We start from the raw sequence: 22,822 nt of genomic DNA, 5'->3' as shown, positions 1-22,822 counted from the left end.
CCTGTATAAACTATTTTTTTCTACTAAAGCAAATCCAATATGCGATAAAGCCGCTTCCAGTGATTTTTTCGCTAAAATTCCATCCGCCAGCAAATTGCTTTGAACCATATTTCGCGCATGTTCTTGAAGGAACCAGTCAAGATTAGGGTTACCCCGATTATTTCCAGCATCTTGACCAATTGCAGGAGGTGATGCATGACCTCTTTGATCATCCTGATAATTCCAGATAAATCCAGAATGAGATATTGAAGGTGTCGGTTGGAGCTTTGCTTCAAGGTCGACTTAATACTGATTTATGCCCTCTTTTCACTAATGTCTCCAATAATGGGCAGAACGGCTATGTATTTTGTAAGCGGAACCGCCGGAGCGGATAGTTCCTCTACTTCCCGATTGACTCTATCCAAATCGAGAACATAGCTTAAGAGGGAAGCCATTGTAGTGAATAGCTCTACGTGTTCTTCCTCGAATTGCACGTTTTGTACATCCAGTCCGCAGATGGTTCCGTAGTTCTCCCCGGTACTGAAGTTGATAGGAATGCCGATAAAGCTTCCTCCCTTTAAATTACGGGTAACGGACATGTCCTTCGTCCTGTTATGCTGATTCAAATCATGAATGAGCAGGACGCGATCGCCATAATCTACACTCAATTTGCAGAATGTATCTTCAAAAGGCGAGCTCTCCCCTATTGTTAACAAAATCCTGTCCTGGTTTAAGACCTTTTCAATCTTATTGAATTTCTGATCGTTTTTCGCTATGAAAAGGGTGTTAATCGGGACAATGCTACCCATGAAAGGTAAAATCTTTTCTGCTGCTTCGTCAAGCAATCCTCATCCTTTACTGCTCATGTTTGGGCAGCAGATCTGTAATATTTTTAGCGTTCAAACAAAGATCCATTATATTAGACAATCTTCGTCAAAAGCCCTGTCAAACCAGCTGCCCGATATGCTGGAGGGATAAACGAAATAAATCCTGGTAAGCTAACTTGATAGAATGAACACCTTTGAATTTTTTATAAAGTAAAAGGTACCAATGATAAGTGCCGATTTTGGTAATGATAACCTTTTTTCGGGATATACGGCCAAGCAGTCTCTATCAAAATGAATACCATATGGTGAGTTCCAAATAAGAGTTTTGGAATATCATGTTGAAAAGAGGCATAAATATGTATAATTGTTTAAATGATTGTCCTTGCAGCACAGAGCTTTTACCAATCAACGAAACGTTTGCGATTCCTCCATGTGTTGCCAGAATCGGTACTCCAACAATATATAGCTGCCCGATCAATTTAAATGAAGATAAAGGATGCTGCTCCGCAGAAGCAGAGGTTGAAGTTTGCGGACAGACACTCCGATGCTTACTAGACCTATATTATGTTCGGTATTCAGGGAATCTTACCTTTACGATAGCACTTCCGGTTTTTGATGGAGAAAACTGTCCGGTACCGGAAATTATTACGTTGGTGATTCCATATGATATCGGGTCCCAAATCTGCTACTACTGTGAAAAATCCTGTCCGCCGGAACTGCCTTGTGAATCCTTTACGATCGAGAATCTGCAAATTGTCCTTGATACAGATAATGATACGGTTACAGTGACAGGTCAGCCCGTATTCGAGTGCCCGTTTACAGCTGAATAATCATATTCCAGAATGAAGCAGGCCCCGGCAGCAGAATTGCCGGGGCCTGCTTGCTGTTATGAACAAAGCAAGCTCTTAAAAGAGAGCTTTCAATCTATCTAAAAAGCGGGTATACCAAGGCTTTTTTTTATAGTAGTTTGAAGCAGATTTGCCAGAGGAACTTTTACTGCCACTCTTTACAATGATCTTTGCTTGCAGCACAGGTTTCCCCCCGCATCCGCACGGTTTCTTTTTGGCAGCAGCCGTATTATCGCCAGCCATGAACCATACCTCCTTATACGAATTCTATTTATAGTATGCTCTACCAAATCTTCCTGTTTGGACATCCATCTTTTTTTCTTGAATTGGTAAAATTACCGTTTTGGACGTCCAAGGTGCCTGGCCCCACACGCTTCACCGCAGCGGGGGACAGAGACCAATGCGGCCAGCCCCTTGGGCCGCAAGGGATCCGAAGCAAGGTGCCGGAGCTTTAGCTCGCTGCCGTAACACGGGCCAGGCACCGCGCCTGGCCCCACACGCTTCACCGCAGCGGGGGACAGAGACCAATGCATCCAGCCCCTTGTCCCGCAAGCGTTTGAAGACAAGGTGCCGGAGCTTTAGTCCTGCAGTGAAGAGCGGGCCAGGCCCCGCCGCCGCCTTTGCCACCGTCCGCCCTCGCCACCACCACCGCCGCCGCCTTTGCCACCGTCCGCCCTCGCCACCACCACCGCCGCCGCCTTTGCCACCGTCCGCCCTCGCCACCACCACCGCCGTCCCCGCCAGTCCCTGTCCACCCCCGCCCCCCCAACCCCCACCCAAAATCCTAAAAAAATAATGGTTTACCCAAAAAACCAAGTGGGAATATATGGTGTGAAAGGAAGTCCATTCCTCTTACAAAGGCTACGGAGGTGATTGTACATAGATCATAACAAACATAACAATCCCGTTACTTCGACAATACGTTTCTAACAATCTCGTAAACAAAGCACCACTATTTTACAAAATTAGTTTTATCTAAATTTTCTGTCGAAATGAGCAGTTGGGTACAATTTACGAAAGAAAATAAGAAAAATATCCTCTTTATTTATGGTTTATCACTTCCAATTTCGGGTATAAGTAGATAGAATTAACCAATTTTCTACTAATTTCTAAGTAACAATTGAAATTAGGTGCTGTTTAATTTTACAATTAAAGTAAATTCACGTAAGGGAGATGTTGAAGAATGTCAGGTTTAATTCAAGTAACACCGCAAGATCTTGAAACGAAGTCCCAGGAGTTTAGCGCAGAGAGCCAGGGTGTGGGCGAACAGGTAGGACGTATTTCAGGTAAAATCTCTGATCTTAGCGGAGTTTGGAAAGGTAGCTCAAGCACAGCTTTCGCTGATCAGTGGGAGCGTTTAAAGCCATCCCTTGTTGAAATGCAAACAATGCTTGATGAAGTAAGTCAGCAGCTTCAAAATACAGCGAACGCATTGCGTGATGCTGATGAAGAGATTGCGAACAAAATCCGCGGCTAATTGACAGCAAACGATTAATCCAGCAAAGACGCTAGGAGGCGCCATATTCTTCGCGGATTATGGCGCCTCTTCATTTTTGAGGTGAAAAGGCATGTATATAGAAGTGACTGTAGACTTAAAACATTATACGGGAGAAGTATTTGACCTTCGCCTATCAGACTATCATTCAGTAAAAAAAATGATTGATATTGTCTGGCAGGCTAAATGCATTTCTGACCCACCTCGAGAAGGGCATTGGGTTCGCATTCCGAATAAGCAGAAGGTCATCCCTGGTGACCGGCAGCTTGCGGAGAGCGGAATTATGACTGGAGATCGACTTGAAATACTCTAAAGGAGCCGGAACACATGGCAGAAAAAGAACTTGATTATTTAGAGCACCAGCTCGAATGCAAAGTAGAAAAAGACGGCACACAGCGAACCTTTATTTTTCAGCAGGAAAAGATCAAGCTTGACAGTGCGCTTGAAGTGGCGATGCTTGAAAGTCTTGGCGGTGACATTGACCGAAGCATCCAAATGACGGATGATGAGATGATCATCACGGCCCGGCCCGCCCCTTCCTATCAAAATTTTCAAGATTTGCTGGAGAAGGACCGGCACAGCAAATGGGTGTTTGCCCACCAGCTTGTCGAAAAAGTGAAGGCGCATTCTTATGCGCGCCTGCATTTGATTGTTTCGCCTGATAATCTGGCAATCTCAAAAGGTCTTGCCCCTGATTTCCTCCATTACGGCGTAAGAGAAAGCCTCCCTCCCTACGAGAAGGATGATGACCGGGTCTGGCAGGAGGTCAGAGCGGTGATTGCAGCGGCAGTGGACAGTAAGTTTTCCTTTGAACAGTACATTAAATTTCATGAAACGCTTCAGGTCTCTCCGTTGGTGAAAGAAATTTTTGAAACCAAAACACCGGAGGATCTTTCTGCGCTCATCAGCCGGAAGATTGAAAAGCTTGAGGATGATGAGCGGAGTCTCGTACATATCCCGAACAAGAAGTGGAAAACCTTCCGCTACGTTTCACTCGGATTTTTGGTTTTACTGATTCCAGCCCTGATTTATACCGTTTACTCTGTCTTTTTCCTGCAGCCGCAGGCGGAGGCTTACATTAAAAGCGGAGAGTATTTTCAAAACCGTGAGTTCAGCAGTGTCATTGATACGCTTGACCGCTATGAAGCGGAAGATATGCCGGACATTGTCAAATATCAGCTTGCCACTTCCATCATCTCAACCACGAAAGCCAAGCTGACGGAGGAGCAGCGGGAGAGTCTCCTCGGCCAGATCAGTCCGGAAACGAATGCCCAGTTTTTTGATTACTGGATTCATATCGGCCGCGGCAATAATGAGCAGGCGCTGGAGATTGCCCGCACGCTGCGCGATCAGTTCTCGATCGTTTATGCGCTCATTAATTATGAAGCAGAAGTAAGAGCGAGCGACGAGCTGAAGGGTGAAGAGAAGCAGGCCAAGCTTGACGATCTGCAGCAGGAAATTGAAGACTACAAAAAAGAGCAGGACGCTATAAAGAAAGCGGAAGAAGATGCAAAGGAAGAAGAAGAGCAGAAGAAACAGGCTCAGGAAGAAGAAAAGGCAAGGGAAGAGGCTGAAGCAAAGGCGAAGGAAGAGGCCGAAGCAAAAGCGGCAGCCGAGAAAGAAAAGCAGGAAGCGCAAGAAAAAGAGAAAAAGCCGGCTTCTTAACAGAACAGGAATCAAACCGTCCCGCCTATTAGCCTGAGGCGGCCGGCCTTTATTTGCACCATTTCTAGGAGGTAGCTTCTTATGAGCACGTTATGGGTCTTTTATCAGCGGACTTATCAGCCATATACCATATCCAGTATATCCACCCGTTCTCTGACGATTGGTCCTGAGTTCACGGACACGGTCACTGTGCGTTCGTTTCCATTTTCATCAGGATCCCTTGAACTGGAAAAGGAAGAGGGCAGTGGAGAATTTTCGGTTTTCCACAATGGAGAAAAGTCAGGAAGCCTTCCTGAAAAAGGCTCATTCGTGTGGGAAGAAGCCGGGCAGACCCTTGTTCTCTGTCTAACGCCTGATCCGGTGGAGGCAAAGCCGCTTTTTACCGGGTATCAGCATGAAATCCTTTTCTCACAGGATGAGGATGCGCAGATCGCAAGCTCAAGCCCGACCTCAGACGGCTGGTTCAGATTGAGAAAAGCAGAAGACGGCTGGGTCATCGAATCCAGCAGCAAGCATCTTTATAAAAATGGGCACAGTGTTACAGAAACAACCGATCTGCAGGTTGGAGATATTCTGCTGTGGGGCTTTATGACTGTCCACTTTACGGATCAGGATATTCTTTCCGTCAGCGATCTGCAGGAATTCCGGACTTCGCTTCCGGAAATAGAAAAGCCAGAAAGTGAAATGAAGAAGAAATATCCGGTTTACCGGCGCACACCGAGGATGATTTACGAGCTGCCGGAGGAAAAAGTAAACCTGAACATGCCGCTTCAGGAATCGGATGACAGCAACCGGGGGCTCTGGCTCATTATTCTGCCGCCGCTTGTGATGCTGATCCTGATGGGGCTCGTCGCTCTCATCCAGCCGCGGGGCATCTATATTATCATCACAATGGCGATGTTCGGAATGACCCTTATTACATCTTCTACCCAATATTTCAAAGACCGTAAAACGAGAAAACGAAGGGAAGCGAGGCGCGTGCGCGTTTACGCTGCCTATCTCGAGCGTTCCAGAAAGCAATTGCAGGAGCTTGCCGAAAAACAGAAAAACGTCCTTTTCTATCATTTTCCTTCCTTTGAAAAGATGAAATACATGACCGAGGATATCTCCGACAGGATCTGGGAGCGGACACTTGAAAGCGCCGATTTTCTGCAGCTCAGAATCGGAAACGGCAAGAGTCCGTCCAGCTATACCGTTTCAATGAGCTCCTCAGACCTGGCAAACAGGGAAATCGATGACCTGCTTGAACAGTCGCAGGAGCTTGAAGAAGCCTACAAGGAAATCGGGCCTGTTCCGATTCCTGTGAGCCTGAAAGAAGGGGCCATGGGACTGATTGGAAAAGAAAAAATCGTGAAAAAAGAGCTTCATCAGCTCATTGGACAGCTTGCTTTTTTCCACAGCTATCATGACCTCCGCTTCGTTTTCATTTTTGATGAAAAAGAGTATGAGGACTGGCAGTGGGTAAAATGGCTTCCGCATTTCCAGCTGCCGCATGCCTATGCTAAGGGGCTGATCTACAACGAGCAGACGCGCGATCAGCTTCTGTCCTCGCTGTACGAGCTGATCCGCGAGCGGGATATTCAGGAGGATAAAGAGCTGATCTTTTCGCCTCATATCGTCTTTATCGTGGCCAACCATCAGCTCATTGCCGACCATGTGATCCTTGAATACCTTGAAGGTGAAAACAGGAACATAGGCATTTCTGCGATTTTTGCAGCTGAAAATAAAGAAAGCCTGACCGAGCATATTCATACCCTCGTCCGCTATGTGAATGAAAATGAAGGCGACATTCTGATTAAGGAAAAGAAGGCGGTCCAAATTCCGTTTTCCCTTGATCACCATACAATGGAAAACAACGAAACGTTTGCACGGACACTCCGGACGCTCGATCACCAAACCGGAATGACCAACTCGATTCCGAACAGCGTCTCCTTCCTTGGCATGTTCAATGCAAAGGAAGTGGACGAGCTTCCGATTGAGCAGAACTGGCTCACGAGGGAGTCCGCAAAATCCCTTGCCGTACCGATCGGGCTGAAAGGGAAAGAGGACGTTGTCGAGCTGAACCTTCATGAAAAAGCACACGGGCCCCACGGCTTGCTCGCCGGTACGACGGGATCCGGAAAAAGTGAATTTTTGCAGACGTACATCCTGTCGCTCGCCGCGCACTTTCATCCGCACGAGGTGGCGTTCCTCCTGATCGACTATAAGGGGGGCGGAATGGCACAGCCGTTTAAAAACATGCCCCATTTGCTTGGAACGATTACAAACATTGAAGGCAGCAAAAACTTCAGCGCCCGGGCACTTGCCTCCATTAAAAGCGAACTGAAGCGCCGTCAGCGGCTGTTTGATCAGTACTTAGTGAATCACATCAATGACTATACGAAGCTTTACAAAAAAGGCGAAGCGGAGCTCCCGCTTCCCCATCTGTTCCTGATCTCCGATGAGTTCGCCGAGCTGAAGAGTGAAGAGCCGGACTTTATCCGGGAAATGGTCAGTGCTGCCCGGATTGGACGTAGCCTCGGGGTCCATCTGATCCTCGCGACCCAGAAGCCGACCGGCGTCATTGATAACCAGATCTGGAGCAACGCCCGTTTCCGTGTCGCCCTCAAAGTCCAGGATGCAAGTGACAGTAAGGAAATTTTAAAAAATGCGGACGCTGCTGCCATCACCGTTACAGGACGCGGATACCTGCAGGTTGGAAACAACGAGGTGTACGAGCTGTTCCAATCCGCATGGAGCGGCGCGCCTTACAACGAAGAAACGCAGGAAGGCGAGGATGAGGTTGCCCTCGTCACAGACCTTGGCTTCGTTCCGCTCTCCGACCTGTCCGGAACGGCAGAGAAAAAGCGGGACGCTCAGACTGAAATCGAAGTGGTCGTCGGGAAAATTGAAGAGACCCAGAAAAAGCTCGGCATCAAAAAGCTCGCAAGCCCGTGGCTGCCGCCGCTTGAAGAGCGCCTTTCAAGAATCGCCTACATGTCCGAGCGGCAAAATGAAGTGGTGATGGGCATGATCGATGAACCGGAAAAGCAAAGCCAGACTCCGTTCTCCTACAAGATGATCGACGATGGCAGCATCGGTATTTTCGGAACGTCAGGCTACGGGAAATCCGTTTCCGTCATGACGCTTCTGATGGGAATGGCCGCCAAGCTGACTCCGGAGGAGCTGCACATCTACATGCTCGACTTCGGCAACGGCGCGCTCCTTCCGCTCAGACAGCTTCCGCATACAGCGGACTATCTGCTCATGGACCAGCCGCGTAAAATTGAGAAATTCATGGTGCTTATTAAAGAAGAGCTAACCCGCCGGAAAAAGCTGTTCCAGCAGCATGAAGTGAGCAGCATCAAAATGTACAACAACCTGAACGACAATAAGCTTCCAATCATCATGCTCGCCATCGAAAACTTCGATATCATCCGCGAAGAAATGTATGATCTGGAAACAGAAATCAACCAGCTGCTCCGCGACGGGCAGTCACTCGGATTGTTCATGATCCTCACAGCGTCAAGAGGGAACTCCGTCCGCCATGCCATGATGAACAACCTGAAAACAAAAATTGTCCATTATATGCTCGACAGCTCCGAGGCGTTCGGCATCATCGGCAAGCCTCCATATGATATGGAAGCCTTGCCTGGACGGGCCTTCATCAAGAAGGATCAAACCTACTTTGCCCAAATGTTCCTGCCGGCTGACGGAGCAGATGACTATGAAATGATGGATCAGCTTAAAGAGGATATCCAGATGCTTGTTGAAAAATACAGCAGCTGTAAGCGTCCGAAGCCGGTGCCGATGCTCCCGTCCGAGCTCTCGACGATTACCTTTACCCAATACGTCGAGACCCAGCCAAAGCCAGGCATCATTCCAATCGGGCTTCATGAGGAGCTTGTGCAGCCAGTCAGCCTGAACCTGCTGAAAAACAAGCACTGCCTCATCATCGCCCAGGCTCAAAAAGGGAAAACCAATGTACTTAAAGTCATTATCAATACCGTTCTGAAAACACAGGAAGACCGGATCGCGGTATTTGACTCCATCGACCGCGGCCTCTCAAGCTACGCCTCCGAGGATCGGGTGGATTACGTCGAAGCGAAGGAAAGCATCACAGCATGGCTCGATCAAACCGAAGCGGTCCTAAATGAACGGGACAGACAGTATGTCCAGGCCGTTCAGGATGGAAAAGCCGGGGACCTGTTGTTCCCGCCGCTGATCCTTGCCATCGACGGCTATGGAAGATTCCTGCAGGCCGCTGAGCCGCTCTTGCTGGACCGCCTTTCAAAGGCTATGAAAAATTACGGCCACCTTGGCTTTAATATCATTGCTTCAGGAAATCCGAACGAAATATCAAAAGGCTTCGACGCTTTATCATCTGAACTCAAGCAGGTCCGCCAGGCTATTATTTTAATGAAAAAATCCGAACAATCGCTCGTGCAGCTGCCGTATGACCGCAAAGAACAAGAAATCAGCGCAGGCTTCGGCTACTATGCAGACAACGGAAAAGTGACCAAAATACAAATTCCTCTAAGCGCAATTGAAAGGAAGATCTATTCATGACGGAACAAACAAAACGTATGATGAAAATGATCATGGCTGTCATTCTCATTCTTACCGTCCCTGCCCTGTTTTTCCAGACAATCGGAGAAAATCCGATGGAGATCCGGAACAAATCAGCCAAAGCCATCGCTGTCGTCAATGAAGAAAACGGCAGCGAGGGGGACCTCGGAAAGGAAGTATTCCCGGTCTTCAAAAAAGACTCCAGCTACGAATGGATCGATACGACCCGCAGTGAAGCCGAAAACGGCCTGAAAAACGACTCCTACGATGCGGTTGTCTACATCCCGAGCGACTTTACAGAAAACATTATGACCTACGAAAGCGAAGCACCCGAAAAAGCGGAATTCAATTTCAAGGTAAAAGACCAGCTCACAGCCGTCGACAAAGAAAAGGTCCTCGGTGAAATCAAGGAAGCATCTGACCGCGCAAGCAAAACCATGTCTATCATCTACTGGGATTCCATTGCCCAGGAAATGGACGATGTAAAAGAAAAATTCGACGATATCCTTGAAAAAGAAGAAAACTTCCAGGCAACAATGGTCGCCTTCTACAAGCCAAGCTCCAAAGGACTGGCAGAGGAGATCCAGAACCAGCAGGAAATGCTCCAGCAGCTTCAGGGAACAATGGCCGACGCCTCCAAAGAAGCTCCTGACCGCGAGCAAAGCGCAGAAGAACTGGCCCAAAGCCTCGAAGGATTCTTAGGCTACGTCAACGACTACCGTGAATACCGGGAAAACCAAATTTCCCTCATGAACGAGGTCCAGCAGCAATCGCTGTCCGACCTGCAAAACACCATGCTGAGCTACACTGAAACAAACACCGGCTCCGCCGGCATGTTCGCAGCCCAGACAAACGCCTACTATGACGAACTGTTCGCAGCCAACGAATCGCTCAATGCCGGAAACACAAGCATCAGCGAGCTCGAGCGCAGCCTCCAGGAGCAATCCCGAAACCAGGAAACCGAACTGCAAACCGTCTACACCCAGTACATGGAGCTCTACCAGAAAGCCGTCAACCAAAACAGCCTCACCCAGCTCCAGCAGGACATGCAGCCGCTGAGAGCCGAGCTTGAAAAAGAAACCGAAGAACCGGAAACCCCAGATCTGCCGGACACACCTGACGAACCAGGCGAACCAGACGAACCGGGAGACCCGGATAACCCAGGCAACCCCGACCCGGACGACCCAGGCAATCCGGATGAACCGGGCAACCCTGATAACCCAGGCAACCCTGATAACCCAGGCAACCCAAACCCGGATAACCCGAACCCGGACGAGCCAGGTAATCCAGACGAGCCGGGCAGCCCGAATCCGGACGGGCCAGGTAATCCAGACCAGCCGGGCAACCCGGATGACTCCGGAACACCAGGGAACGAAGGAATTCCAGAACTCCCGGAAATTCCCGGAGCGGATCCAGCCCCTGTCAATATGTCGATTGCAGCATTCTCCCTGTTTGAAGAATTTGAACAGGTAAAAGACGAAGAAGGCGGCGGTGATTTCGGGGAACAAAGAAAAGCACTGACCGAAATCGAAAACGAAGCAAAAGCCCTTCAGGAAACACTGAACGCCATTCCGGATCCTAAACCGCAGGAAGCCGTTTCCGTAGCGGAAGGACTCGGCGGAATTGCTGAAAAAGCAAAGCAAATCGAACAGCAGCTCTCTGAAAAGAACAGCGACGGCCTGCTCGAACAGATCGCCAAGCTGACAAAAGAATATGAAACCCTCGCCAAACAGCTGGCGGATTTCGAAAAAAGGTTTGAACAGGTCAGCGAAAACAACAGCAAATGGAAAGAAGCCTACGGCCAGCTCCTAGAAGGCTATGAAATGCTGTCCGAGCAGCTCGCAGCCGTCCGCGGCAGCATGGATGGAGCCGTCCAGTCCATCGAAGCAAAAGAGCGCGCCATTCTGGAATCCTCCAACCTGTCAGAGGAACGCAGAACAGCGCTGGAAGAACTCTTTGAAAACCCGATCACGAACCAGGACACCACAGCCCTGCTGCAATACTATGCAAAGCTTGACGCATACGACGAAACCTTGAAAAAGCTTTACAGCAATGACCAGTCCGCCATCGACACCGTCATGGGCAACGAAAACCTGGACACCCAGACAACGGACCTCCTGAAACCCGAAGAGTCCGTAACCAAACCGGCAGAAGACATCAAAACCCTTCTCCCATCCGTCCAGCTTGAACTGTCCCGTCTCGAAGAATCGCTCAGAGGCTATGTAGAAGAATACAACCTGGCCACAACAGACGCCGAAGCCGCCATGATGGAAGAAATTGCAGCCATCCAGACGACATCAACCGACCTGCTCGCCCAAATCCAGTCACCAGGCGGTGAACCCGTACTCGGCCAAAACAGCCCGGTACCAGCACCCGAACAGCCGGCAGCAAGCGAAAGCGGCCTGGTGAGCGGAAGCCAAAGCGTCGCAACCCAAATCGGCCAAATGAACAGCCTGCTCGGAAGCCTCGGCGAACGGCAATCCGGTATCGTCACCTACACCGACGAGCTATTCGAAAAAGTAGACGAAGTCCAGGAAGAATCCGACGAACTCAACGCCAAATGGGCAGCCAACGTAGAAGCAACCGAACAATCCCGCGACCAAATCTTCGACGTCCTCAGCAACACCGACGTCGACGGCCAGGACAACGGCTACGTCTACGAGCATCTCGCAAGCCCAATCCAAATCTCAGGCGACGAACCAATCGAACAAGCCAAATCCGTACCACCGGTCGTCATCCTGGTCATCGTCATGCTCACAAGCCTGCTGATCGGATTCTTCAGCACCTATTTCAAAGCAGCACCAATCTGGCTGAGCGCACCGCTCTTCATCCTGCTCAACATCATCGCAGGACTCATCATCAGCCTATTCGGAGCAGACATCTACTCATTGCCTGAAGACAGAGCCATCCAATGGTCCATCTTCACCATTCTGCTCCTGCTCACAGCATCAAGCATCATCCGGGTCGCCTACATGCTCGGGAACACAGCCGGCATGCTCGCAAACATCGCCATCATCGCCCTGTTTGTCAGCCCGCTCCTGTCCCTGACCGTGCCAAACTTTACATTCAGCGACCCAATGTCAGCCGTCTACATCTCCATCCAGGAAGATGCAAGCAACCTATTCACGGAAGCCGCACTCGTCCTCGGAGGAATCCTTGTCATCCTGACCATCGTGCCGATCATCATCAAAACGATCATCGACAACCGCGAAGCCAAGGAAGCACAAGAAGCCTAACCAACAACGCCATGACCCAGGAGGGAACGGGCACATGAAAACCACCGGAAACACGAAAACCATGGGGTCCATGGAAATCACCGGAACCATGAAAACCATAGGTTCCATGGAAACGACCGGAACCACGAAAACCATGGGTTACATGGAAACGGTCGGCACCATTAAAACCAGGGAAACCATCGAAAGCACAAAATCAATCCAGGGTACAAAACCCATCGGAAAAGCAAAACCCAGAAACAACTGGAAAATGGCCGCACTGCTCACAGCGGCCCTTTTCTTCCTAATTCCAGCGGCACAGGCATCAGCAGAAGAAACCGACACCATCGACATCGAAGACCTGGAACCCAACATCTATCAAAAAGAAACCATCAAACCAAAAACCGACTACTTCAAAGACGAATCACTCTACAACAAACGCCAAGCCATACCCGAAGCCCAAAAAGACCTGGTCTTCACCATGCCCGACCCAGACCCATTCAAAGAAATCAGAAACGAACTCTTCACCGCCTACAGCATCGAAAACGACACAACCGGCGCCAAAGCCAAACAGCTCGAACTCTTCCTAAACAGCGACCAGCTATTCCAAACCGCCGCCACACCGGCCACCGAAGAAGAGCTGCAGGAAGCCGAGCAAGCCACCTCATCACTCACCATCCTCTACATGATCATCATCGGCATCGGCCTCCTGCTGATCCTCGTCCTGATCATCCCGAGAATGACAGCAGGGAAAAAAGAAGAACTGTAACGAATGAACAAAGCCTGGAGTGTGGGGGCTTTGTTTTTTTGGTTTTTGCGGTGACGTCAGAGGCGGAGTCCGGCGAGGAAAGGCTCCGGCGGCACCGTGCCAGACCCGCACTCCACTACCGAACTAAAGCTCCGGCACCACCTCTCCGATCGCTTGCTGCACAAGGCTTTTACCGCCCAAGCCTCTGACCCCGCATGCGTTAAAGCAAGTGGGGCCAGGCACCGTTCCAGACCCGCACTCCACTACCGAACTAAAGCTCCGGCACCACCTCTCCAATTGCGCGCCACACAAGGCTTTCACCGCCCAAGTCTCTGGCCCCACATGTGTTATAGCAAGTATGGCCAGGCACCAACCCCACCACAAAACTAGTAAAACTAACTTTCTTTGCGAAAAATCCCCATTTGCAGGATCTGGCAGCACCGTTCCAGACCCGCACTCCACTACCGAACTAAAGCTCCGGCACCACCTCTCCAATCGCTTGCTGTACAAGGCTTTCATCGCCCAAGCCTCTGACCCCGCATGCGTTAAAGCAAGTGGGGCCAGGCACCGGTCCAGACCCGCACTCCACTACCGAACTAAAGCTCCGGCACAACCTCTCCAAATGCGCACCACACAAGGCTTTCACCGCCCAAGCCTCTGACCCCACATGCGTTAAAGCAAGTGGGGCCAGGCACCAAGGCACCAACCCAACCCCACCCCACCACAAGACTAGTAAAACTACCTTTCTCCGCCCCAAAACCGAAAAATCCTCATTTGACCATCTCTGTCCCCAAAGCTATTCTAAACCCAACCATAGAAAGGAGTTCTAACCAATGCCGCGCAAACCGAGAAACTGGAAGCCCCACACTTTCTACCACGTCACAGCCAGAGGAAACCGTAGAATGGAAATCTTTCACTACAAAAAGGACCGTGAAAAATACTTAGAACTGATCGGTGAAGTCCGAACAGCCTACCCATTCAAACTTCATGCCTACTGCCTCATGTCCAACCACATTCATCTCCTTCTGGAAACCGGACGCGACCCGCTTGGCACCATTATCCGGGTCCTTCATTCCCGCTACGCCGTATTTGTGAACCACCGTCACAAATACGAAGGCCACCTCTTTCAGGGAAGATTCGATGCTGCTGAAATTGCAGACGATTATCAATTCAAAGAAACAAGCCGCTACATCCACATGAATCCCGTAAAAGCAAGCCTCGTCTACAATCCGGCTGAATACCTCTGGAGCAGCTACGAGAGCTACATCCGCAACCATCCAAATCCATATCTCACGAAAGAAAAACACCTCGCCCTTTTTCCGAAGCCGTTTGAGAAAAACTATCAGCGCTTTGTCGAATTAAAAAGGCCTTTGCAGGGCGGCAGCGCTACGGACTGATCAGAAAGGAAACCCGCCTTTCTGTCAGGCCGTACGCGTCGCTTCGGGACTAAATGGGCCGATAACCGCGGGCTGTACGGCTAACGCCTACACCCCGCAGGTTCCTGTCCCATTTGCGGCAAGCCGCCGCCCCGAACGAGCCGAAAACCCGCTCGAAATTTGTTTGCTAACATAATGTGGTTATAGAAAATAGGCAGCCGCATGGCTGCCTATTTTGGTTTTCGTACCTAGGAGTAAATTTTGCTAGTGCCAGACCCGCACTTCGCTACCGAACTAAAGCTCTGGCACCATCTCTGCAAAGACTTGCTGCACAAAGGATACAGTTCTTTAGTCTCCGTACCCGCATGCGTTAAAGCAAGTGGGGACAGGCACGGTGCCTGTCCCGCACTTCACTACCGAACTAAAGCTCCGGCACCACCCCCTGAAACCTCTTGCTGCGCAAGGGTTCAGCCACCAATGCCTCCGTCCCCACACACGTTAAAGCAAGTCGGGCCAGACCCCAAGGTTACCCCACACCTACACCGTCAAACTAAACAATTCCTCCAGCTCATCCGTACTCAGCTCCGTAATCCAGTTCTCGCTCGCCAGGATCTCGTCATTCAGCGATTGCTTCTTATCCAGCATGCCGTCGATTTTCTCTTCGATCGTGCCGGTTGTGATGAGCTTGTGCACGTGGACGAACCGTTCTTGGCCGATGCGGTAGGCTCTGTCGGTTGCCTGGTTTTCGACGGCTGGGTTCCACCAGCGGTCGAAGTGGATGACGTGGTTGGCGGCGGTCAGGTTCAGTCCGGTTCCGCCCGCTTTAAGCGACAGGATCAGGAACGGAATATCGCGGCTTTGGAAGCGTTCGACCATCCGATCGCGTTCGGTTTTGGCGACGCTGCCGTTTAGGAACAGGACGCCATCGCCGAATGAGCGCTCGAGCAGCTTTTTCATCATTTCGCCCATTCCGATATACTGGGTGAAAATCAGGCAGCTTTCGTCCTGCTCCCGGATCGCGGACACGAGCTCGATCAGTTTTTCCATCTTATTGGACCGTTCCACCACCTTGCTCGGGGACAGCTCCTTCAAGTAGAGCGCCGGGTGATCGCAAATTTGCTTCAGCTTGCCGAGCATCTTCAGGATCAGCGCCTTGCGCTGCATCCCGGCGACCTGGGCGACCTGTTCAAATGTATCCTTCACGACCTGCTCATACATCGACGCCTGCTCGACGGTGAGCGGGATGTATTCCTTCTGCTCGAGCTTTTCTGGCAGGTTCAGTGCGACCTGCTCATCGCGCTTTGTCCGTCTCAGCAGGAAGGGGCGGATGTATTTCCGCAGCTGCTCGACGAGCCCGGTCTCGCGGTCCTTCTCAATCGGCAGTACGAATTTCTTATGAAACGAGTGCAGGCTGCCGAGGTACCCGCGGTTAATAAAATCAAAAATGGACCAGAGCTCGGTCAGGCGGTTTTCCATCGGCGTTCCGGTCAGGGCGATATGCTGCTCACCCTTCAGCTTCCGGATCGCCCGCGATTGCTTCGTGTGGGCATTTTTGATGTTCTGCGCTTCATCGATGCATACCGAGCTCCACGTCACCTGTTCCAAGTCCTCGAGATCGGAGTGGGCAAGCCCGTACGACGTCAGCACAATATCCTGGCCGAGCACACTCGCGCCAAACAGCTCGCCGCGCGACCTCATCGGACCATAGTGCAGCCTCACCTTCAAGTGAGGCGCAAACTTCTCAATCTCTTTTTGCCAGTTGCCGAGAACGGACGTCGGGGCGATAATCAGGGCCGGCGTATCCGGCTTTTCGACTGCCTTTACATACGTAAAGTAGGCGATCATCTGAATCGTTTTTCCGAGTCCCATGTCGTCGGCGAGGCACGCCCCGAACCGGTTCTCACGCAAGCCCAGCAGCCAATCCACGCCCTGCTGCTGATAAGGCCGCAAATTTCCCAGGAAATCGCCAGGAACGTCATACGTCTTCTCGCTGCTCATCGTCGTCAGCCTCTTCATGATGCCGCGCATCTGCTTGCTGAGCTCGATCTCAATGTTCTCAAACGCGCCGCCGGCCTCACCGGTCTCGTCATCCCGTTCGCCGGAAAGCTCCTGGTGAAGCACATCGGAGACGTGCAGCCCTTCCTTTTCCGCCTTTTTCAAGAGCGTCTTCACCTGCTGAATAAACGCCGGGTCCAGCTTGATCCACTGGCCGCGGATCTGCACGAGCTTGCGCTGGTCATTCACGAGCCGGTTAAAATCCTCCTCCGACATCTCCACTCCGTTCGTCGCGAACCGCCAGTTAAAATCAACGAGCGTATTCATCCCGACAAAGGACTGTCCGCGCGGGGTGGAGGAGAGCTTCGCCTTCACCATCATCTGCGATTCCTTCACAACCTGCCACCACGATGGCAGCAGAATCTCAATCCCCATATTCACGAGCGTTTCGCTCGACTCCGTCAAAAACATCCACGCCTCGTCCTCGGTTACGAGCGTCACTCCGCCGGTAAAGCTTAAAAACGGAACAGCCTGCTGAAACCGGTCCAGCTCCCGTTCGACGTCATCGGCAAAGCCTTTCCAGCCGTGCGGGAGGCTGTTGGGACCTTCATACACATGCAAATCATCCAGCCGCTTCTTGCTCCGGAGCAGCACCTCAAGGCGCCACTCGCCGCCATCATACTCCGGCTCGTTCAGGCGCAGCCCGATCGTAAACGGCTTCTCGTCCACATACCAGCCGATCCGCTCAAGCCAATCCTTTTCATCCAAAAAATAACCCGTAAAATTCGTAAGCACCGGATGGGCATCGGTAATCTCTCCCCACGCTGTGCGCAGACTCTTTTTCATGGAAATCAAATCGGTCACCGCCGCGGAAAACCACTCCGCCGCAAACCCTTCCAGATCAGCACCAGCCGGCTTCCACCCGCTGATTCCTTTTTTCCATGCCTCATAATCCGGCATGTACGCGCCGTCTGCGACAAGCTCATAAATGCGCTTCGCCGCTGGCTGCAAGCCCTGATCGTGAACCGTAATCCCGGCCATCGAATTGAACGAATCATGTCCGATCAGCTCGGCCGTCATCCACGGCGACAGCAGAAAGGCAGGAGTGCCGATAAACGTAATATCCTCGAGATTCGTCCCATGATGAGAGGATTCATGCCAGGTGAAAAAAACCCGCCGCATCTCATGGAGGCTCACCGGCACCTCGTCCCCCTTAGTGGCCCAAACGGTAAAATGCCAGTCTTCTGTCTGTTCTATATGAAGTTCGTATCGCAAAGACCTATCCATCAATCAGCTTCCCTTTCACGAGTTCTTCCCGGAAGGCCCGCAGCCGTTTGTACCGTTCCTGGAGCATATCCAAATAGTCTTCCCATTCCTCTTCATTCTTCAGCTTTTTATAGAGGCGCTTCACTTTTTTCAGCAAACGGACTGCCCGCTTGTAGCTCTCCCGGTTGCGGATCTCCATCTCGAGGGAAATCGTCTGCTTGTAAAGGGCAAGCACCGCTTCCGGTTCATTTTTCTCCGCTTCATCCAGGTAATACCCCTCGACCTCATAAACCGGGTACCCCAGCAGCATATTCAGCTCTGCCCATTCGTAGTAGCGTTCATCCATGGAGAGGAGGTGTTCATATTCATTAAAGCTGAGCGGCAGCAAGTCCCGGCAGGCCTGCTCATACAGCTCATCTGCCTGTTTTTCATCTGCGTAGGACCCGACAGCGGCAAGCAGAAGCTCAGCTCCCCGTCTCAGCTCCACCTTGGATAAGTCCGACTGTACGTAGCCCGGGATGTTTTCAATTAAATAAGGCATCCACTTCTCGAGCCGGCGCCAGTTCTCGGTTTGGGCAAGCTCATGAACCCAGTTGAGAGAGCCGGGGAAAAGGAGGCTCCCCCCGTCCCGGAGAATGCCGATCAGCTCCTCATCCCGCTTTAGAAGAAAGAGAATCTGGAGCATGCCGTATAGATATCGGGATTCAATCCCGCCGTCCCTGTAATGGGACGTCAGCTTTTCATACTCCTTCTCGAGCCATTTTGGCCGGTTCAGAAGCTCCTCCCAAAGCATTTTATAAATGGGAAGCGCTGACGGATAAAATACCTCCGGCACATCGAGCAGCCGGCGGAAATAGTCCATGCTTTCCTCAAGCAGCGGATCGAGCGCGAACGGCGTTGCATAGCGGGACATCTCATCAAGCTCAAGCTCAATCGCATGCTCCATATGATTGAGGTACACCTGCGCCATATGCTGAAGCGAAGCATCCTTTGCCCTCGTCCGCTTGTAGCTCTCGAGCATCTTTTCAATCGTGATCAGACCTAAATGAATGGTAAAGAGCCGCTTTAGCTCCATTTTCTTCGGGGCGCGCTGCTTCAGCTTGTAAAAATACTGATGATACAGGCTCTGCATCGTCTTGACGGGCAGCTTGTCATATTCCATCTCAAAAAACTGATACCAGTTTTCAATCGAGTCATCCTTGAGCCGGAACTGGGCTTTTAACAGGTCACTCGCCTTTTTCATATTCAGCATCATTTGGGCGGCTGTATCCTCTTTCCACGCGTCCACAAACGTTCCGATGCGATCCGCGCTCGCATATACATACAAAAAAGCAGCCATTAAATGACGGCAAAACCCGTCCGCAGGACAGGAACAGCTGCTGGCCTGCACAAAATCCAAATCAAGCGTAACCGACACAGGAGCGACATCCTGCACCTTCGCAGAAATCCGCTCGGCGGAAACATTTACATTATAGACACTTCCCTGGCGGTATAAAATCAGCCCTTTTTTCACAAGATTCCGGTCTTCCTCATCAGCCGGATTTAATATCGTCCGCAGCCGTTCAGCCGTCAGCAGAACGCGCTCCTTATCAAGGTCTCGCATCAGCAAAAGAAATCTCTCCTTTCGGGCGGAAGGGACAAATGGCACGCCCGCTTATCGAAATCTTTAAAAGTCCTAGCACAATAGGCACTTCCAAAGAAAGTATCCATTCCTATATTATAACGTAGAAAAATGTTTCGTTAAAAGGTTTCGAAAAAGGAAAAAGCGGGGACTTAATTGTCAGAACAACTCGAAGAAAATAAATTCTTGTTGCCAATCCAGCAATCCGGCTTTATAATGTTTTTCATGCCAGATTGTATAAAACTGTAAAATGAGAGGGAACGACGAACAATGGACATGAAGCAGATGAAGCAAGAAGAGTTTCTGCAAATCCTTATGCACGCCTACCGCACTGGCGAGCAAAGAAACGTATCGACGAAAGAAATGCTAGAGGAAATCATCTTGCAAATGAAAAAAGTCTACGCATCCTAGATCAGGATCGCCATACATGATAAAAAAGAGTCCGGACACCCGCCCCGGACTCTTTTTCTGTCTTTACATAAATTTTACAAAAAAGCTACCCTAGAACATGAGTCTTTTGGTATAATTCCTTTGACCTAAATAAAAGGAGAGATATCCATTGACTTGTTCAGTATGCAGCACCCAGCAGCAGGACGGCAGCTTCTGCGGATCATGCGGAGCCGCTCTAATGGGCGGAAATGCAGCCGCGGTACAGCCGGCAGCCCCGAATGCCTATGTCCAAAAAGGAAAAGAACTAAGCGGCCTTTATTTTTCTTATTTCGCCAGAGCCCTAAAATCCCCGGTAAAAGCAGCAGAGAATGCAACGCAGCGTGATTTCACGAATGCGGTGATTACAATGGCCCTGTATGCATTAATCCTTCCCCTTATCGCCTTTATCATCGCAAACCGCCAGTCGTTTATCCGGGTTCCATTTGAGACCGTTGTGCTCATGCCGGCCATTACTCTTTTCCTCATTGTAGCCGTCATGGCAGGAGCTGTCTTTGCATGCCTGAAAATGGCAAGAGTGAACACCCGTTTTTCTGAGTCGTCCGCTGTATTCGGAACGTATTTGATCGTCCCTGTAGCCCTGTTCGCAGCTGCACTGTTCAGCACGTTCATCCAGGCGGATTCCCTGGCAGGAATTTTCGCCGGCCTCGGCCTCGCAGGATTTTTCCTGGCACTTAACTACACACTGACAAACTTTAAAAGCCGTTCAAATGGCGGGCTCGATCTATTTTACGCCGGCCTCATCCTGAATATCATTTTCACGATCGTGATGTATGTGGTGGGCAAAGGCGTTCTCGAAGCCATTGAAGACAGCCTCAGCAACTCGTTCTTTTTTTAACCAGCCTGCAAATCACGCAACAGGTAAACATTGCGGGAATTGCGTGTATATAGTAAAATAGACCTACAAGAACTTGTCGAATCTTTCCGATAAATCAAGTGGATGCTAGAAACCTTTGATTAAGGAGAGAGAAGATATGTCCAATATGTGGCTGACACCAGAAGAAGCAGAGCAGAAGAAAAAGCGCAAAAATCAAATGATCGTCATTGCGATTCCTGTCGTTACGATTCTCGCAGGGGCCGCGATCACCCTGCTGTCCCATAATCTGTAAAGCAGAACCGGTCAGTTCGCTGGCCGGATTTTTATTGGAGTCTTGTCAAATTTAGCAGTTTTGGAAAATGGTAGACGCTCACTCATTTTTTGTACCTTTGTAAATAATTTGTATCTTTTTCCTGAAACTTGTGGAAAAATGTAAATTTGCCAATTATAATAGCATGTATTGTTACTAGTTTACGAACATCGGAGGTCATCATGGAAGAAACCATCAGCTTAAAAGAGCTGTTTCAGACGCTGAAAAAGCGGCTAGCACTCATATTCATCATCACGGCTCTTGCCACCGCAACGAGCGGAATCATCAGTTACTTTTTCTTAACCCCCATCTATCAGTCGTCCACGCAGATCCTAGTCAACCAATCCAAAAACGATCAGGAAATGTACCAATTCAACCAGATTCAAACGAATGTACAGCTCATCAACACCTACAGCGTCATCATTAAAAGCCCGGCTGTCATCGACAAAGTAAAAGAACAGCTAAAGCTGGATAACGTGAACTTAAGTGAAACCATTTCTGTCGCAAGCGAAAAAGATTCCCAAGTCTTCACCGTAACGGTAGAGGACGAAAACCCTGCACAGGCAGCAGCCATCGCCAACGCAACGGCAAAAGTGTTTCAGCAGGAAGTAAAAACGATTATGAATGTCGATAACGTAAGTATCCTATCGGTTGCCGAAATGGGAGAGGATCCGTCTCCAATTAAGCCGAAGCCGGTTTTGAATATGGCGATCGCCATGGTAGTCGGTTTAATGGCCGGTGTGGGAGCAGCATTCCTTCTTGAATACTTGGATAACACCATCAAGACCGAACAGGATATCGAAAAGCTTCTTGGACTGCCGGTTCTTGGAGCAATCGCGACAATCAACCTGGATGAACAAGCTCAAGCCCAGGAACGAAACGCCAAAGTGAAAAGCTACAGAGGTGAAACATATGGCTCGTAAAGACCGTCAGCAAATTTTTCAGCTGCAGAACCGCAGCCTTATATCCATGGCAGATCCGAAATCACCGATTTCAGAGCAATACCGGACGATCCGGACGAACATTGAGTTCTCCAATGTGGAAAACGAATTAAATTCGATGATTGTGACCTCCGCCGGACCGGGTGAAGGGAAATCAACAACGGTCGCGAACCTCGCTGTAGTATTTGCGCAGCAGGGAAAACGGGTTCTTCTGATCGATGGAGACCTTAGGAAGCCGACGGTTCACTATACATTTAACGCAGAAAACCATACAGGCTTAACGAACGTGCTGACAAAGCAGGTCATGCTGGACCATGCCATTCAAACGACATCTGTCGACAGCCTGGATGTCCTGACAAGCGGTCCGATTCCGCCGAACCCATCTGAGCTTCTCGCATCACGCAACATGAGAGCGCTGCTTGAGGAAGCGAGTAAAATGTATCATCTAATCATTTTTGATACGCCGCCAGTCCTTGCGGTAACCGATGCCCAGGTGCTGTCCAATCAAACGGACGGAGTCGTTCTCGTAGTGGGAAGCGGCAAAACGGAAACCGATAAAGCTCAAAAAGCAAAAGAGCTTCTTCAGAATGCCAATGCGAAAATTCTTGGAGCGGTATTAAATAACAAAAAACAGGAAGATTCTCACTACTATTATTATTATGGGGTAAAAAAGTCATAATTCGACAAAATCCACCCCTTTCCCGACAATTCCAGGCATGGTAGTATT

17 protein-coding genes are annotated in these 22,822 nt (G+C 50.1%); 13 read left to right on the top strand and 4 right to left on the bottom strand.

From position 1 onward, the window contains the following. Positions 1-293: 293 nt before the first annotated feature. Positions 294-788, bottom strand: a complete 495-nt coding sequence (locus tag ACQCV8_RS02900; RefSeq protein ID WP_426843034.1) for a GAF domain-containing protein — start codon at positions 786-788, stop codon at positions 294-296. Positions 789-1,162: 374 nt separating this feature from the next. Between ACQCV8_RS02900 and ACQCV8_RS02895 the strand changes: the two genes are divergently transcribed. Continuing rightward, a complete protein-coding gene (locus ACQCV8_RS02895) occupies positions 1,163-1,636 on the top strand; it encodes a hypothetical protein (protein WP_426843033.1) in 474 nt (157 codons plus the stop codon). A 75-nt stretch (positions 1,637-1,711) separates the two neighbouring features. On the opposite strand, the gene ACQCV8_RS02890 is transcribed toward ACQCV8_RS02895, so the two are convergent. Then, a complete protein-coding gene (locus ACQCV8_RS02890; protein ID WP_426843032.1) occupies positions 1,712-1,897 on the bottom strand; it encodes a hypothetical protein in 186 nt (61 codons plus the stop codon). A gap of 940 nt (positions 1,898-2,837) precedes the next feature. Between ACQCV8_RS02890 and ACQCV8_RS02885 the strand changes: the two genes are divergently transcribed. The 7 genes from ACQCV8_RS02885 (at position 2,838) to ACQCV8_RS02855 (ending at position 14,719) form a co-directional block, all read left to right on the top strand. After that, positions 2,838-3,131 (top strand): WXG100 family type VII secretion target, encoded by a 294-nt coding sequence (locus ACQCV8_RS02885; RefSeq protein ID WP_426843031.1) that lies wholly within the window; start codon positions 2,838-2,840, stop codon positions 3,129-3,131. 91 nt (positions 3,132-3,222) lie between these two features. Beyond that, positions 3,223-3,462 (top strand): EsaB/YukD family protein, encoded by a 240-nt coding sequence (locus tag ACQCV8_RS02880; RefSeq protein ID WP_426843030.1) that lies wholly within the window; start codon positions 3,223-3,225, stop codon positions 3,460-3,462. Positions 3,463-3,476: 14 nt separating this feature from the next. After that, a complete protein-coding gene (gene essB / locus ACQCV8_RS02875) occupies positions 3,477-4,814 on the top strand; it encodes a type VII secretion protein EssB (protein ID WP_426843029.1) in 1,338 nt (445 codons plus the stop codon). Positions 4,815-4,895: 81 nt separating this feature from the next. Continuing rightward, on the top strand, positions 4,896-9,362 hold the full coding sequence (gene essC / locus ACQCV8_RS02870) for a type VII secretion protein EssC (RefSeq protein ID WP_426843028.1): 4,467 nt from the start codon (positions 4,896-4,898) through the stop codon (positions 9,360-9,362). Continuing rightward, positions 9,359-12,598 (top strand): type VII secretion protein EsaA, encoded by a 3,240-nt coding sequence (gene esaA, locus ACQCV8_RS02865; RefSeq protein WP_426843027.1) that lies wholly within the window; start codon positions 9,359-9,361, stop codon positions 12,596-12,598. The genes essC and esaA overlap by 4 nt, the downstream gene beginning before the upstream one ends. A 34-nt stretch (positions 12,599-12,632) precedes the next feature. Next, positions 12,633-13,343: a type VII secretion protein EssA gene (essA, locus tag ACQCV8_RS02860; protein ID WP_426843026.1), complete on the top strand. Its 711-nt coding sequence runs from the start codon at positions 12,633-12,635 to the stop codon at positions 13,341-13,343. An 812-nt stretch (positions 13,344-14,155) separates the two neighbouring features. Beyond that, positions 14,156-14,719, top strand: a complete 564-nt coding sequence (locus tag ACQCV8_RS02855) for an REP-associated tyrosine transposase (protein ID WP_426843025.1) — start codon at positions 14,156-14,158, stop codon at positions 14,717-14,719. Between the two features lie 516 nt (positions 14,720-15,235). Here the strand turns inward: ACQCV8_RS02855 and ACQCV8_RS02850 are convergent. After that, entirely contained in the window at positions 15,236-17,980 is a 2,745-nt protein-coding gene (locus ACQCV8_RS02850; RefSeq protein ID WP_426843024.1) for a DEAD/DEAH box helicase, read from the bottom strand. Further along, positions 17,973-19,562: an SWIM zinc finger family protein gene (locus tag ACQCV8_RS02845; RefSeq protein ID WP_426843362.1), complete on the bottom strand. Its 1,590-nt coding sequence runs from the start codon at positions 19,560-19,562 to the stop codon at positions 17,973-17,975. The genes ACQCV8_RS02850 and ACQCV8_RS02845 overlap by 8 nt, the downstream gene beginning before the upstream one ends. Positions 19,563-19,850: 288 nt before the next feature. On the opposite strand from ACQCV8_RS02845, the gene ACQCV8_RS02840 reads away from it, so the two are divergent. The 5 genes from ACQCV8_RS02840 (at position 19,851) to ACQCV8_RS02820 (ending at position 22,774) form a co-directional block, all read left to right on the top strand. Further along, complete coding sequence (locus ACQCV8_RS02840; RefSeq protein ID WP_426843023.1) at positions 19,851-19,991, top strand: hypothetical protein; 141 nt, start codon at positions 19,851-19,853, stop codon at positions 19,989-19,991. Between the two features lie 148 nt (positions 19,992-20,139). Further along, the gene (locus tag ACQCV8_RS02835; protein ID WP_426843022.1) at positions 20,140-20,865 is read left to right on the top strand and encodes a hypothetical protein; all 726 of its coding nucleotides are present in this window, start codon (positions 20,140-20,142) and stop codon (positions 20,863-20,865) included. Between the two features lie 136 nt (positions 20,866-21,001). Then, positions 21,002-21,136, top strand: a complete 135-nt coding sequence (locus ACQCV8_RS02830; protein ID WP_426843021.1) for a hypothetical protein — start codon at positions 21,002-21,004, stop codon at positions 21,134-21,136. Between the two features lie 200 nt (positions 21,137-21,336). Next, positions 21,337-22,077 (top strand): YveK family protein, encoded by a 741-nt coding sequence (locus tag ACQCV8_RS02825; protein WP_426843020.1) that lies wholly within the window; start codon positions 21,337-21,339, stop codon positions 22,075-22,077. Next, positions 22,067-22,774, top strand: a complete 708-nt coding sequence (locus ACQCV8_RS02820; RefSeq protein ID WP_426843019.1) for a CpsD/CapB family tyrosine-protein kinase — start codon at positions 22,067-22,069, stop codon at positions 22,772-22,774. The genes ACQCV8_RS02825 and ACQCV8_RS02820 overlap by 11 nt, the downstream gene beginning before the upstream one ends. The last annotated feature ends 48 nt before the right edge of the window (positions 22,775-22,822 follow it).

The organism is Metabacillus sp. 84 (assembly GCF_050107715.1).
Lineage (GTDB): Bacteria > Bacillota > Bacilli > Bacillales > Bacillaceae > Metabacillus_B.
Note: the sequence above shows the minus strand (reverse complement) of the source record. Positions and strands in the feature narration are given on the sequence as shown.